The following is a 14,385-nucleotide window of genomic DNA, read 5'->3' as shown; positions in this document are numbered from 1 at the left end:
TGAGGCGGACGCACGAGGGCGGCCGAGGTCCGACAACGCCCGTCGCGTGAGAGTCGCTTCGAGCGTATAGGCCGACACGGACAACCGGTCCCGGGTTGTACCGAACCGTTGTCATGCTGATCACTTCGCCTCAGCCGGGCGCGTCAGTCGGGCGTGCGCGTCAGTCGGGCGTGACCGTCCCGTCCGTCAGGCCGTCGTACATCCCGCGCACGAGCTGCTCTCCGAGCCGGCTCGCGCGCCTGAGCGCCCGCTCGAACTCGTCGAGTGCGCGGAAGCGTGCGCCATAGCGCCGTTGTTCGCCGAGCGGGAGCCGGGGCAGCTGGAGGCGGCGCACGTCGAGGCGGGTGGCGGTGGAGGCGTAGCTGCTGGCCTGGCGGTTGTTGGCGGTGCCGCGCAGGAAGCCGGCGAGGAACCACGGGTCGAGCGCCGTGGGATCGGGGCGCAGGAGCACGAGGTTGCGCCCCAGGGCGGCGCCCCCTGTCGCGTCGTCGATCACGCGCGCCACCGAGCCGCCGCCGAGCACCGGGACGACGACGTCGCCCACCTCCGTCAGTACGGCCTCCTCGTCGCTTTCGGGGAGCGAACCGGAGGGCGCCGTACCGGCGAGCACGTCGTGGTCGGTGAGCACGGGCACGCGCGCGTGGCCGCCGTTGCCGCCGGTGCGCATCACCAGGGCGCCCCCGCGCGCGAGTTCACCGAGGGTGGTGAGCGGCCAGCGCGCGGGCGGGGCGGTGGCGGCGGGCGGCGGGGTGAGGCCGGCGGTCAGGCGCAGGGTCTCGCCGAGCCGCTCGCGCACCGCGGTGAGCGCCTCCGCGCCGTCCGTCGCCGTCGGGGGCGGGAGGTGGCGGGCCGGGGCGAGGTCCACGTCGTCGTCGAGGAGGTCGATGACGGGCAGGGAGCGGGCCAGGCCCGGGCGTTCGTCGAGGGTGCCGGTGCGGTCGTGGACCCGCCAGGCGTCGAGGACGGCGTCCCGCACGGCCCGCCAGTCGGGCCCGCCGCGCCCCTCGGTCGCGAACTGCCCCGCGTCGGCGAGCAGCACCTCCGGCCGGCCCGGCGTCCGGTCGGGGCGACGCAGCAGCCACAGGTGGAGCGGGAGGTTGTACGGGGGTGCCGCGCCGACCGGCAGCGCGATGACGGCCCGCAGCGCGCCGCGGCGCAGCAGGTCGGCGCGGATACGGCGGCCGGAGCGCCGGGAGGCGGCGGCCGGCGGCATGAGGAGCACGGCGATGCCGCCGTCCCGCAGCCGGGCCAGCGCGTGCTGCACCCAGGCCAGCTCGGACTCGTTGCGGGCCGGGAAGCCGAACTCCCAGCGGGGGTCGTAGGCGAGTTCGTCGTGCCCCCAGTTGCGTTCGTTGAACGGCGGATGGCACAGGACGGCGTCGGCCCGCAGTCCGGGATACCCGTCGGCCCGCAGGGTGTCACCGACGGCGCCGCGCACGGCGACCTGGGCATGCAGCGCGAGCCGGAGTGCAGTGAGCGCGGCCAGGTCGGGGGCGCTGTCCTGGGCGTAGAACTCCTGGTCGGGGCGCGGGGCGACGGCGCGCAGCAGGGCGCCGGTGCCGCAGGCCGGGTCGAGGACGGTACGGGCGGGACCGGCGAGGTCGGCCATGAGGCCGGCGAGTTCGGCAGGGGTGAGCGTGTACTGGCGCGGGTTGGCGTCCAGGTACCGCCCGAGCAGGAACTCGAAGGTCTGCCGGGCGCCCAGTTCGGCGGCCAGCTCGGCGGCGCCGCGCAGGAGGGGAGCGGAGGGGAGGAGTTCGGGGCCGGTGGGGGCGTGAACGGCGGGTGAGCCGTTCACGGACGCTGGGCTGTTCACGGACGCTGGACTGTTCACGGACGCTGGACTGTTCACGGGCGTTGGGCTGTTCACGGACGCTGGACTGTTCACGGGCACCGGAGTGTTCACAGCGGCGGCCTTGTGAACACCAGCCCTGCTGGCCGGCGCCGCGGCCACCGTGCCGAACCTCGGTGTCAGCACCTGCTCCAGCGCGCCCGGCAGCATCGCGGCCAGCCGCTCGTCGGAGCCGGCGCTCACCTCCAGCCAGACCGTCGGCCGGTCCTGGATGAGCAGCAGGGCGCAGCCGGCGTGGGTAAGGGCGGTGACCGGGCCCTCGGGGTGACCGGCGAGCTGCTGCCAGACGCGTTCACGTAGGGGGACCTCGGCGAGTTTGCCCTGCTTGCGGAGCCAGGTCTCGACTTCGGCGAGGGCGAAGGAGGGGCTGGTCTCGGTGCCTCCGACCGGCTTGGGGAAGTCGGCGTGGCGGCGGCGCCAGTTGCTCACGGCGGCGCGGCCGACGCCCGCGAGCCGGGCGATTCCGGCCGCGGTCACCTCTGTCGCGTTGTCCTGCACCGGCGCCGCTCCCCTCGTCGTCCCCGCTTGTGTGACCCCGAGCATAGCGGCGCGCACAAGACCACCCAATTCACGGCCGTGTACATAAGGTTGTGCGTGAATCATGTTGACTCGGTTCACACGCTCTGCTCTTATTGACCCAGCGAACGAGCGGCCGTCCGATCGGAGGCGGTCGCCGCGTAGGGAGGGGACACAGCCATGGGCATGAAGGGCAAGATCGCGCTGGGCGCCGTCGTGGGGATCGTCGTCATCGGTGCCGTCTCGGCGAACGCCGGGGACGACAGCAAGAGCGGTGGCTCCGGCAGCGGCGGCAACGGCTCTTCGGCGTCCGCGGAGCGCGAGAACGGCGGCGAGCAGAAGGGCGAGCAGAAGAAGGACGCGGCCGAGGTCACCGAGAAGAAGGCCGCGTTCGAGGGGGACGGCGACTTCCAGGTCGGTACCGACATCAAGCCGGGCACCTACCGCACCACCGGCAACAGCGACGGCCTGTGCTACTGGGAGCGCGCCAAGGACTCCTCGGGTGAGCTGGACTCGCTGCTGGCCAACGACAACGTGACCGGCACCAGTTACGTCACCGTCAAGGCCACCGACAAGATCTTCTCGTCGAGCGGCTGCGGGGACTGGGAGGCCGTGGACGAGAAGGCGAAGGGCACCCCGGCCACCAAGATGTCCGGCGACGGCGGCATGTTCAGAGTCGGCGCGGACATCGTCCCGGGCACCTACAAGTCCACCGGCAACACCGACGACGCCTGCTACTGGGAGCGCACCAAGGACGCCGAGCACCGCGTCGAGTCGATCATCGCGAACAACAACGTGACCGGCACGGCCGTCGTGACCATCAGCGCCAAGGACGCCTACTTCAAGACGGCCGGCTGCCAGGACTGGAAGAAGACCGGCTGACCCGGCCGCCCTCCGGAGAGCGACAGCAACGCCCCACGGCCACACGAACACGCGTCACAGCGTCACACCGCGTGCCGCATCCACACATTCGGCTCGACGTACACGGCGTACCCGCGCTCCGGCTCGCACCGCACCGGCACCAACGCCCCGGGCACCTCGACGTCGCCCGCGGTGTCGAAGGGCAGCCCGGTCCAGGTGCGCCACTGCTCCAGTGAGCCGGCGACGGTCATGGAGGCCGGGGCGACGGAGTCGATGACGGCGCCGGCGCGGGCGTGGACGCGGAGCCAGGGGTCGTGGGGCAGGCCGTCGGGGCGTACGCGGTGGGCGTACTCCTCGACGGGGGTGTTCGGTTCGAGGTGTTTGGCGTTGGGGCGGACCGGGGCGACGACCTCGCGGAAGCCGAGGGCGCGGGCGTTGTCGCGCATCGCGGAGAGCATGCGGGCGGCGAGGCCCTGGCCCTGGGCGTGCGGGGCGATGACGACGGAGATCGCGCTGACGGTGTCGGGACGCACCCCACGGCGCAGGTCGGCGAAGGCCCAGCCGAGCACCTCGTCCCAGCCGCGGGCGGGGAGTTGGCCACACCCCTCGGCGGCCAGGGCGAAGGGGACGCTGTAGGCGTGGGCGACGACCTCGCCCCGCTCGTCCTCGGCGAACTGCACGTACTGCGGGAGTTCGCGGGGGATCCGGCCGTAGTGGGTGTTGCCCACGGGGTCCTGGACCACGAACTCCGGCCAGGAGTCCGCCATCCCCTCGACCGCGCCGAGCATCTCGGGGCGGTCGGCGAGGCTCGATACCTTCAGCTCCATGCGGTCACCGTAGGCGGGCTCCGGCGGGCCGGGAAACGAATTTCCGCACGACCACGAAGAGCGCGGGCCAGCGGGTCAGCCACCGCACTGCCGCAGCATTGTCTCCTTGTCGGCGGCCGTGACAGGCAGCTCGTACTTGAGGGACACCTGTGCGAAGCGCACCGCGTACGAGCAGCGGATCTGCTTGTTCGGGGGCAGCCAGGAGGCGGGGCCGGAGTCACCCTTGGAGCCGTTGCTGGGGCCGTCGACGGGGATGAGGTTGAGGGGGTCGTTGGCGATGTCCTGGCGCTTGGCCTTGGTCCAACGGGCGGCGCCCATCTGCCAGTCGTAGGACAGGGGCATGACGTGGTCGATCTGGACGGCGGTGGCCTTGGACTTGGTCCAGTCGATGGTCCGGCCCGTGTACGGGTCGTGCAGGGTCATGGACATCACGACGCAGTCCGAACCGGAGCGGAAGCGGACGTCCTCGCCGTCGCGTTGGAGGAGGTCGTTGCGGGTGTCGCAGCCGTTCCTCGCCCATGGCACGCCGTCGGCGGTGTCCATCCAGGCGTAGCCGAACTTGTCGCGGTCGTAGCCGGTCTTCGGGCCGCGCCCCTTGGTCGCGACCTTCTCGATGAGGGTTCGCGCCTCGGCCCGGTCGGCGTCCGAAGTCAGGGGCGCGAGGCCGGGTTTGGTGCCGTCCGGATTGTCCAGCGGGCTCGTCGCGCGGCCGGATCCGGCGGCCGGCGCGGAGCCGGAGGGTGCGCTGTCCACGGGCAGGTCGACGCCCTCGCATCCCGCCAGTGCCAGCACCATGCCGCATATCGCCGCGGCCGTCGCCGTCCCGCCCCTCAGACGCGTCACGCTGTGCCCCTCCCCTTGCCTGCGCTTCCGACCCCGCGCGGGCGGATGTCGCGTGCCTCCACCGTAGCGGCCGAGAGGTTCAGACCATACGGGTGCATAAATGGGCGCACTTCACATGTCGGCTGAACCACCTTGAGAAGAGAGGCCGTCCACGGAGGACCCACCAGCCGCGGACGGCTTCGCCATGCACGGAGCCCCGGCCCGGGGCTCAGGCTTTGCCGATCCCCAGCGTCGTCACCGGCGGCAGCAGTCCGGAGGACAGCACGGCGACCCAGAACTCGCCGAGAAGTTCGACGAGTCGGTCCACCTCCGCCGCCGCCAGTGACTGCCAGGGCTGGGCGGCGAGGCGGTCGGTGTCCTCCTCGACCGTGCGGCGCCGGGCGCGGCCCGCCTCCGTGGCCGTACCGTCGTCGTCGACCAGGCCGCGGGCGGCGAGGCAGTCGCGGGCGGCCGTCCACTCCCCCGCGCTCCAGCCGCGGCTCTCGAAGCGCTCCACGGACGCGGCGCCTGTCGCGGCGAACGACACCAGCGACTCGACCGGGTCGAGGCCGGCCACCAGCAGGGCGGCGAGGTGGCCGTCGCCGCGGTGTTCGCGCAGGATCGTCGCCGCATGCCAGAGCTGGAGGTGCGGGGCGTCAGGCCAGTCCAGTGCGGCGTTGGCGGCGGCGAGGGGCCGGCCCGCGGTGTCCGCCGCCTCGGCCGCGCGACGCGCGAGGGCGGCGGCCTCCGCGAGTTCGGGGCTGTCCGCGCGGTCGCCGAAGAGCGTGCGGTACGCCCGGTCGATCGCGCGCTCCCGCGCCTTCAGTACGGCCTCGGGGGTCGCCGCCTTCCACGCCGGGTCCATGTGCTCGGCGACCATGCGGGGACTGAAGCTGTAGAAGGCTGAGGTCACGCGCCCGGCACCGACCGCACCCAACGGGGCGGCGCGGTACGGGAAGTAGCTCGGCCAGCGCTCCTCCATAGCATACCCGAGGGCCGCGGCCTCCTGGGATGCCTCGGGTGCGTAGTACAGCACCGCGTGCAGCGGCTCCAGCAGATGCCACAACTGGCGCACGCGGCCCGGCTCCAGGCCGCCGTCGGACTGTGTCATGACGTGACTCCCTCCCCGTAACAAGCCAAACTTGTCATTGCCTAGATTGCCTCGGCCGTCCGAACTTGTCAATGCCTAGATTCGGCGTACGCTGCTGACCATGCCCCCCGCCAAGAAGCCGGCCGCCCGCCCCTACCACCACGGCGACCTCCGCCGTGCCGTCCTCACCGCCGCCCTCGACGTCATCGCGGTCGACGGCCCCGCCGCGCTCAGCCTGCGCGACCTGGCCCGTCGTGCCGGGGTCTCGCACGCGGCGCCGGCGCACCACTTCAAGGACCGCACCGGACTGCTCACGGCCATCGCCGCCGAGGGGTTCGGGCTGCTGGCGGCCACGCTCGCCGACGCCTCGGACCTGAAGGACGCCGGGGTGCGCTACGTGCGCTTCGCGCGCGAGCACCCGGCGCACTTCCAGGTGATGTTCACGCCCCAGCTGCTGCGCGCCGACGACCTCGAACTGGCCACGGCCCGCGCCCTCGCCGCCGACGCCCTGCGCACGGCCGTCTCCGCCGTACGCCCGGACGACCTCGGCATCGACGCCCGCCTCGCCGGCGTCGCCGCCTGGTCCCTGGCCCACGGCTTCGCCACGCTGCTCCTCGGCCACAACCTGGACGGGCCGGTCGGCGACAAGGACCCCGAGGAGGTGTTCCGGACGCTGGCGGCGATGCTGTTCCGCACCGGCGGGAAACCGGACGGCCCCCGCTCCTGACCTTGCCAGCAACGGGGGCCGACGCCCTACGAGCCCGGAATCGCGCCCTACGACCCCAGAATCGTCGTCAGGAACTCCCCGACCCAGCCGAGCAGTTCCCGCCCGACCAATGGCTTCCCGCCCACCTTCGCGGTCTTCGGGCGCGGTACGAGCACCTGGTGCAGGGCCGGCTTGATGACCGTGCCCGGGTACAGCCGCTTGAGCCTGAGTTCCTGCGACTCGCGCAACTCCACCGGCGCGAAGCGGATGTTGGTGCCCTGCAGGACGATCTCGCCGACACCGCACGCGCGGGCCAGCATCCGCAGCCCGGCCACCAGGAGGAGGTTCTCCACCGGCTCGGGCAGCTTGCCGTAGCGGTCGACGAGTTCCTCGCGTACGGCCCTGATGTCCTCCTCGGTGTTGGCGGAGGCGATCGAGCGGTACGCCTGGAGGCGCAGCCGCTCGCCGGGTGCGTAGTCGTGCGGGACGTGGGCGTCGACCGGGAGCTCGATCTTGACCTCGAGCGGCGGCTCCTCCTCCACACCGCCCTCCAACGAGGCCCGGTAGTCCGCGACCGCCTCGCCGACCATGCGGACGTACAGGTCGAAGCCGACGCCCGCGATGTGGCCGGACTGCTCGCCGCCGAGGAGGTTGCCGGCGCCGCGGATCTCCAGGTCCTTCATGGCGACGTACATGCCCGCGCCCATCTCGGTGTGCTGGGCGATGGTGGCGAGCCGCTCGTGGGCGGTCTCCGTCAGGGGCTTCTCCGGCGGGTACAGGAAGTACGCGTACCCGCGCTCGCGCCCCCGCCCGACCCGGCCGCGCAGCTGGTGCAGCTGGGAGAGGCCGAAGTTGTCGCCGCGCTCCACGATCAGGGTGTTGGCGTTGGAGATGTCGATGCCGGACTCGACGATCGTGGTCGACACCAGCACGTCGAACTTCTTCTCCCAGAAGTCGACGACCACCTGCTCCAGCGCCGACTCGGACATCTGGCCGTGCGCCGTCGCGATGCGGGCCTCCGGGACGATCTCCCGGAGGCGGGCCGCGGCCCGGTCGATCGACTCGACGCGGTTGTGGATGTAGAAGACCTGGCCCTCGCGCAGCAGTTCGCGGCGGATGGCGGCGCCGATCTGCCTCTCCTCGTACGGACCGACGAAGGTGAGCACCGGGTGGCGCTCCTCCGGAGGCGTGGTGATCGTCGACATCTCGCGGATGCCGGTGACGGCCATCTCCAGGGTGCGCGGAATCGGCGTCGCGGACATCGTCAGCACGTCGACGTTGGCGCGGAGCTTCTTCAGCTGCTCCTTGTGCTCGACTCCGAAGCGCTGCTCCTCGTCGACGATGACCAGGCCCAGGTCCTTGAACTTGGTCTCCGAGGAGAACAGCCGGTGCGTGCCGATGACGACGTCCACCGCGCCTTCGCGGAGGCCCTCCAGGACGGCCTTCGCCTCGGTGTCGGTCTGGAAGCGGCTCAACGCGCGGACGTTGACCGGGAACTGCGAGTAGCGCTCGGAGAAGGTGCCGAAGTGCTGCTGGACCAGGAGGGTCGTCGGGACCAGGACGGCGACCTGCTTGCCGTCCTGTACGGCCTTGAAGGCGGCGCGTACGGCGATCTCCGTCTTGCCGTAGCCGACGTCGCCGCAGATCAGACGGTCCATCGGGACGGACTTCTCCATATCCTCCTTGACCTCGGCGATCGTGGTGAGCTGGTCCGGGGTCTCCGCGTACGGGAAGGCGTCCTCCAGCTCGCGCTGCCAGGGGGTGTCCGGGCCGAAGATGTGGCCGGGCGCCGCCATACGCGCGCTGTACAGCTTGATCAGGTCGGCGGCGATCTCCTTGACGGCCTTCTTCGCGCGGGCCTTGGTCTTGGTCCAGTCGGCGCCGCCCAGGCGGTGCAGGGTGGGCGCCTCGCCACCCACGTACTTGGTGATCTGCTCCAGCTGGTCGGTCGGGATGTAGAGGCGGTCGCCGGGCTGGCCGCGCTTGGCCGGGGCGTACTCCACGACGAGGTACTCGCGCGTGGCGCCCTGCACGGTCCGCTGGACCATCTCGATGTAGCGGCCGACGCCGTGCTGCTCGTGGACGATGTAGTCGCCCGCCTCCAGGGTGAGCGGGTCGATGGTCTTGCGGCGGCGGGCCGGCATCCGGGCGCCGTCCTTGCCGGCCGCCTTCTGGCCGGAGAGGTCGGTCTCGGTGAGGACGGCGAGCCTGAGGGCCGGGTCGATGAAGCCGTAGTCGATCGAGCCGCACGCCACGTGGACGACGGACGGGGAGATCTCCCCGAGGTCCGCCTCCAGGCGCGCGGCGACGCCCTCGGCGCCGAGCACCTCGACCGTGCGCGCGGCCGGGCCGTGGGCCTCGGTCACGAAGACCGTGCGCCAGCCGTCGGCGAGCCAGCCCTTGGTGTCGGCGAGGGCCTTCGCGGTGTCGCCGCGGTAGGCCTCTGGCGCGTGCATGCCGAGCTTGAGGGTGTCTGCGTCCAGCTCCTCGTCGGCTGCGAACGGCGACACCGACCACCACATCATGTCCAGCTCGCGGGCCCGGTCCCGGACGTCCGCGATGGACCACAGGGAGGCCGCGCCGACGTCGATGGGGGCCTCGCCGCCGCCTGCCGTGGCCGCCCAGGACGCGTGGAGGAATTCCTGACTGGTGGCCACGAGATCGGCGGCACGCGTGCGTACCCGTTCCGGGTCGCATACGACGGCCATGGCGCCCTTGGGCAGGACGTCGAGGAGGAGCTCCATGTCGTCGACGAGGACCGGCGCGAGGGACTCCATGCCCTCCACCGCGATCCCCTCGGCGATCTTGCCGAGCAGCTCGCCGAGCTCGGGGTGCTCTTCGGCGAGGGCACGCGCGCGTGCCCGGACGTCGTCGGTGAGGAGGAGTTCGCGGCAGGGCGAGGCCCACAGGCCGTGTTCGGCGACTTCGAGGGAGCGCTGGTCGGCGACCTTGAAGTAGCGGATCTCCTCTACGTCGTCGCCCCAGAACTCGATGCGCAGGGGGTGTTCCTCGGTGGGCGGGAACACGTCGAGGATGCCGCCCCGTACGGCGAACTCGCCGCGCTTCTCGACGAGCTCCACGCGCGCGTACGCGGCGGCGGCGAGGGCCTTGACGATCTCGCCGAGGTCGGCGGTCTGGCCCGTCCGCAGCGCTACCGGTTCCAGGTCGCCGAGGCCCTTGACCTGGGGCTGGAGTACGGAGCGTACGGGTGCGACGACGACGGAGACCGGGCCGGTCTCGGGGTCGTCGGGGCGGGGGTGGGCCAGGCGGCGGAGGACCGCGAGGCGTCGGCCCACGGTGTCGCTGCGGGGGCTGAGGCGCTCGTGCGGAAGGGTCTCCCAGGAGGGGTACTCCACGACGCCCTCCTGCGGGAGCAGGGAGCGCAGGGCCGCGGCCAGATCCTCCGCCTCCCGGCCCGTCGCCGTCACGGCGAGGACCGGGCGGGTGGACTCCCTGGCGAGGGCGGCGATCGTGAAGGGGCGGGCCGCCGGGGGGCCTACGAGGTCGACGTGCATGCGGTTGCCGTCTGCGGCCGCGGTGATCGCTTCGGCGAGGGCGGTGTCCTTGACTACGGCGTCGAGCAGACCGTGCAAACTCATGGAGGGGCGCTCTTCCGTCCGGGGTGGGCAACACGAAGGGCCCGACGCGGGGACCGGCCGGGGGTCTCCAGGGTACGACGGTGTGTCGGCGGGTGTCGGGGCTGTGGATAACGGCCTGTGGATAACGGCCGAACGTCCGCTGTTGTGGTGCGCGGCGTCTGTGTGGGCGTACCGGGGGGCTCCGCCCCCTGGACCCCCGGCCTATGCCCACCCACCGCCCGTTTGCTGTCGGGAGAAAGGTGGGCCGACACGTACAGACAAACACCCGGCGCCGAGAAGACCCCCGTGGCTTCTCGGCGCCGGATTCCCCCGTCTGGATGGCTATTCGGTTGGGATTGGCTCTTCCGTCGGGATGGCTATTCCGTTGCAATCGCGTTCAGGACGTTCATCCGGCCCGCCCGGAACGCCGGGATCAGGGCCGCGAACAGGCCCACGAAGGCCGAGGCGATGAAGACGCCGGTGATGGTCGGCCAGGGGATGTCCAGGACGTTCAGGCCTTCCAGGGCGAGGAGCTTCTGGGCTGTCGCGCCCCAGCCCATGCCCAGGCCGAGGCCCAGCAGGGCGCCGAACAGGGCGATGACCACGGACTCCATGCGGATCATGCGGCGCAGTTGGCGGCGGGAGAGGCCGATCGCCCGCATCAGGCCGATCTCGCGAGTGCGTTCCACCACCGAGAGGGCCAGGGTGTTCACGACGCCCAGGACCGCCACGATGATCGCCAGAGCCAGCAGGCCGTAGACCATGTTCAGGAGCTGGCCGATCTGGTTCTTCAGCTCCTCCTTGTAGTCGGTCTGGTCGCGGACCTGGTACTGCGGGTAGTCGTCGAGCGACTTCTTCAGGGCCGCGTACGCCTCCGCCTCCTGCCCGTCCTTCGCCGTGGCGAGCAGCATGGAACTCTGCGGGACCTGGTCGGCGGGCACGTACTTCCGCATCGTCTCGATGCTGGTGTAGCGCGCGCCCTGGTCGAGGGCCGTGCTGTCGTCCGTGATCGCCGCGACCTTCAGTTCGGCCGTCTCGCCGCGCTTGAAGGCCACCTTGATGGTGTCGCCGACCTGGACGCCGTGCTCCTCGGCGTAGTCGGAGCCGACCGACATGGTGTCCTTGCCGTAGACGGCCGACTGCTTTCCCGCCGTCATGGTGCGGCGCAGGTCGTCCGCGTACGACGGGTCCGTGGCCGTGATGCCGCTGTCGTCGGTCTTGCCGTCGGGCGAGGTCAAGGTGGCCTCGAGCTCCTTGTAGCGGGTGACGTGGTGCAGGCCCGGGGACTGCTCCATGGCCTTCTCGGCCTGCGGAACGATCCGCTGTGCCTCGTTGCTGCTCTGCACGATGTAGTCCGCGCCCACCGACTTGTCGAGCTCGCTCGTCGCGGAGGCGACCATCGAGGAGCCGACCACCGAGAGACACGCAACCAACGCCAGGCCGATCATCAGGGCCGCACCCGTAGCCCCCGTACGCCTCGGGTTGCGCAGGGCGTTGCGCTCGGCCATGCGGCCGACGGGGCCGAAGGCACGGAGCAGGACCGCGCTGATCACCCGGACCACCCCGCCCGCCAGCAGCGGGCCGATGACCACGAAGCCGATCAGGGTCAGCACCACGCCGATGCCGAGCATGCCCGCGCCCTCGCTCGCCTTGTCGGCCGTACCGGCGACATACAGGGCGGCGGCGCCCGCGCCGGTCAGCACCAGGCCGATCAGCCCGCGCACCCGGCCCGCCCTGCCGTCGGCCGGCGTACCGGCGTCGCGCAGTGCGGCCATCGGGGAGACCTTGCCCGCGCGGCGGGCCGGCATGTAGGCGGCGACGACCGTGACCAGGACGCCGAGGACGAGGCCGGCCACCGGGGTGGTCACCTTCACCGTCAGGTCGTCCGTGGACAGGTTCATGCCCGCCATCGACATCAGCTTCATCAGGCCGATCGCGATGCCGACGCCCGCGCCGACACCGAGGACCGAGCCCACGAAGCCCAGCAGCAAGGCCTCCACCAGCACGGACCGGTTGACCTGCTTGCGGGACGAGCCGATCGCCCGCATCAGGCCGATCTCGCGGGTCCGCTGGGCGACCAGCATGGAGAAGGTGTTGATGATCAGGAAGATGCCGACCAGGAACGCGATCCCGGCGAAGCCGAGCATGGCGTACTTGATGACGTTCATGAACTCGCCGACGCCCTCACGGTTCTCGTCGGCGGTCTCCTTGGCCGTCTGGACCTTGTGCGTGCCGTCCAGGGCCTGGGCGACGTTCTGCTTGAGCTGCGCGTCGGCGACGCCGGACGCGGCGGTGACGTAGATCTGAGTGAACCGGCCGGTGGCGCCGAGGAGTTCGCGCTGGGCGGTGGCGGTGTCGAAGTAGACGACGGCGGCACCGGGGTTGGTCACCTTGAAGGTGGCGATGCCGGCGATCTTCGCCGTGAAGTCACCCGTCACGGAGATGGTGCGCAGTTCGTCGCCGAGCTTGAGGCCGTGCTTGTCGGCGGTGTCGGCGTCGACCATCACCTCGGTCGGCCCACGCGGGGCGTGTCCGGAGGTGATCTCCATCGAACGCAGTTCGTTCTTCGTCCAGTTGCCCGCGATGGTCGGGGCGCCGGTGGTGGACCCCATGTTCTTGTTGTCGCTGTTGACGACGGTCACGTTCATCGAACTGACCGCGCCCTCGGCGGCCTTGACGCCGTTCGCCTTCTCAACACTCTCCAGCGTCGAGGCCGGCAGCGACTCGGGCCTGCCGTTCTGCGGGGTGTCGTCGGCCTTGGCCTCCTTCGGGGAGACCGTCACATCTGAGGAGGTGACCGCGAAGAGCTTGTCGAAGGTGGTGTTCATGGTGTCCGTGAACACCAGGGTCCCGCACACGAACGCCACCGACAGCAGCACCGCGACCGCGGAGAGGGCCATCCGCCCCTTGTGCGCGAAGAAGTTGCGCATCGAGGTCTTCAGGACGGTCATGACGTACGCCCCCGGGCGTCGAAGTCCTTCATGCGGTCCAGGACGGCCTCGGCAGTCGGCTTGTACATCTCGTCGACGATGCGCCCGTCGGCGAGGTACAGGACGCGGTCCGCGTACGAGGCGGCCACCGGGTCGTGGGTGACCATCACGATGGTCTGGCCCAGCTCGTCGACGGACCTCCGCAGGAATCCAAGAACCTCCGCCCCGGCCCGCGAGTCGAGGTTTCCGGTCGGTTCGTCACCGAAGATGATCTCCGGGCGGGCGGCCAGGGCCCGGGCCACGGCGACGCGCTGCTGCTGGCCGCCGGACAGCTGGGTCGGCCGGTGCTTGAGTCGGTTGGAAAGTCCAACGGTGTCGACGACCCGTCCCAGCCACTGCTTGTCGGGCTTCCGCCCGGCGATGTCCATGGGCAACGTGATGTTCTCGAGCGCGTTCAGCGTCGGCAGCAGGTTGAACGCCTGGAAGATGAACCCGATCCGGTCCCGCCGCAGTTGGGTCAGCTTCTTGTCCTTGAGCCCGGTGATCTCGGTCTCGTCCAGATAGATCTGCCCGGACGTGACGGTGTCGAGCCCGGCGAGGCAGTGCATCAACGTGGACTTGCCGGACCCCGAAGGGCCCATGATCGCGGTGAACTGTCCCCGCGCGATGTCCACGTCCACATGGTCGAGCGCGACGACCCGGGTCTCCCCGGACCCGTACGCTTTGACGACCTGCCGCGCCCGCGCGGCAACGGCCGTACGCCCTCCAGTACCCCCGTGCCTGGGAATGGTCACAGCCGATGTCACGGTATATCTCCTATGTCGTTCATCAGTTGATGCGAGTGGCTTACTGCGAGTGGCTTACGTCGATGAGTCAAGTCTGTCGCCGGGAGGGGGTCCGGCGCGCTGGTGCCCGGCCCCGTCTTGTACGGGGGAAAACCCCACCCCCGGCGGTTCGGTCAGCCGCCCCCCAGCGGCGTAAAGCCAGACTAAGGACCGCCCCCGCGCCTTCTCGTCCTCCGGCGGTACGACCCCTCCCCGAGACGTAGTACGGAGGTACCCCTAGGGGCACTCCACCGCCAGGTGGAGCCATCTCCGGGGCCTGGTCCACCCTCCGACCCAGTCACTCTCCACCCTCCCGTCGCGTGAAGGTCAAGTGGCAAGCTGTTCGGCGGCAGATAGATGCAGGGGGCAACGGGAGGGG

At 71.1% G+C, this 14,385-nt stretch carries 9 protein-coding genes; 2 read left to right on the top strand and 7 right to left on the bottom strand.

The genetic code is table 11. The annotated features are described in order from the left end of the window. Positions 1-160: 160 nt before the first annotated feature. Positions 161-2,350 (bottom strand): N-6 DNA methylase, encoded by a 2,190-nt coding sequence (locus AQJ91_RS22375; protein ID WP_067024588.1) that lies wholly within the window; start codon positions 2,348-2,350, stop codon positions 161-163. A 198-nt stretch (positions 2,351-2,548) separates the two neighbouring features. On the opposite strand from AQJ91_RS22375, the gene AQJ91_RS22370 reads away from it, so the two are divergent. Further along, positions 2,549-3,250 (top strand): hypothetical protein, encoded by a 702-nt coding sequence (locus AQJ91_RS22370; protein WP_067024585.1) that lies wholly within the window; start codon positions 2,549-2,551, stop codon positions 3,248-3,250. Positions 3,251-3,312: 62 nt separating this feature from the next. Here AQJ91_RS22370 and AQJ91_RS22365 read toward each other — a convergent pair whose 3' ends face one another. The 3 genes from AQJ91_RS22365 to AQJ91_RS22355 all read right to left on the bottom strand — a co-directional run bounded on the left by AQJ91_RS22365 (position 3,313) and on the right by AQJ91_RS22355 (position 5,989). Next, entirely contained in the window at positions 3,313-4,056 is a 744-nt protein-coding gene (locus AQJ91_RS22365; protein ID WP_067024584.1) for a GNAT family N-acetyltransferase, read from the bottom strand. 75 nt (positions 4,057-4,131) lie between these two features. Then, the gene (locus tag AQJ91_RS22360; protein ID WP_407696895.1) at positions 4,132-4,899 is read right to left on the bottom strand and encodes an HNH endonuclease family protein; all 768 of its coding nucleotides are present in this window, start codon (positions 4,897-4,899) and stop codon (positions 4,132-4,134) included. A 208-nt stretch (positions 4,900-5,107) separates the two neighbouring features. Next, on the bottom strand, positions 5,108-5,989 hold the full coding sequence (locus tag AQJ91_RS22355) for an SCO6745 family protein (protein ID WP_067024580.1): 882 nt from the start codon (positions 5,987-5,989) through the stop codon (positions 5,108-5,110). A gap of 100 nt (positions 5,990-6,089) precedes the next feature. On the opposite strand from AQJ91_RS22355, the gene AQJ91_RS22350 reads away from it, so the two are divergent. Continuing rightward, positions 6,090-6,695 carry a TetR/AcrR family transcriptional regulator gene (locus AQJ91_RS22350; RefSeq protein ID WP_067024578.1) on the top strand — a complete coding sequence of 202 codons (606 nt, stop codon included), beginning with the start codon at positions 6,090-6,092 and terminating at the stop codon, positions 6,693-6,695. A 47-nt stretch (positions 6,696-6,742) separates the two neighbouring features. Here the strand turns inward: AQJ91_RS22350 and mfd are convergent, their stop codons facing one another. The 3 genes from mfd to AQJ91_RS22335 form a co-directional block, all read right to left on the bottom strand. Continuing rightward, positions 6,743-10,273 carry a transcription-repair coupling factor gene (mfd, locus tag AQJ91_RS22345; protein ID WP_067024576.1) on the bottom strand — a complete coding sequence of 1,177 codons (3,531 nt, stop codon included), beginning with the start codon at positions 10,271-10,273 and terminating at the stop codon, positions 6,743-6,745. A gap of 356 nt (positions 10,274-10,629) precedes the next feature. Further along, positions 10,630-13,203: an ABC transporter permease gene (locus AQJ91_RS22340; RefSeq protein ID WP_067024573.1), complete on the bottom strand. Its 2,574-nt coding sequence runs from the start codon at positions 13,201-13,203 to the stop codon at positions 10,630-10,632. Further along, positions 13,200-13,988 carry an ABC transporter ATP-binding protein gene (locus tag AQJ91_RS22335; RefSeq protein WP_067024571.1) on the bottom strand — a complete coding sequence of 263 codons (789 nt, stop codon included), beginning with the start codon at positions 13,986-13,988 and terminating at the stop codon, positions 13,200-13,202. The genes AQJ91_RS22340 and AQJ91_RS22335 overlap by 4 nt, the downstream gene beginning before the upstream one ends. Positions 13,989-14,385: the final 397 nt, after the last annotated feature.

The sequence above is a fragment of the Streptomyces dysideae genome (assembly GCF_001514305.1).
Classification (GTDB): domain Bacteria; phylum Actinomycetota; class Actinomycetes; order Streptomycetales; family Streptomycetaceae; genus Streptomyces; species Streptomyces dysideae.
The sequence above is the reverse complement of the archived record's forward strand: the minus strand, read 5'-3'. Positions and strand labels throughout refer to the sequence as shown.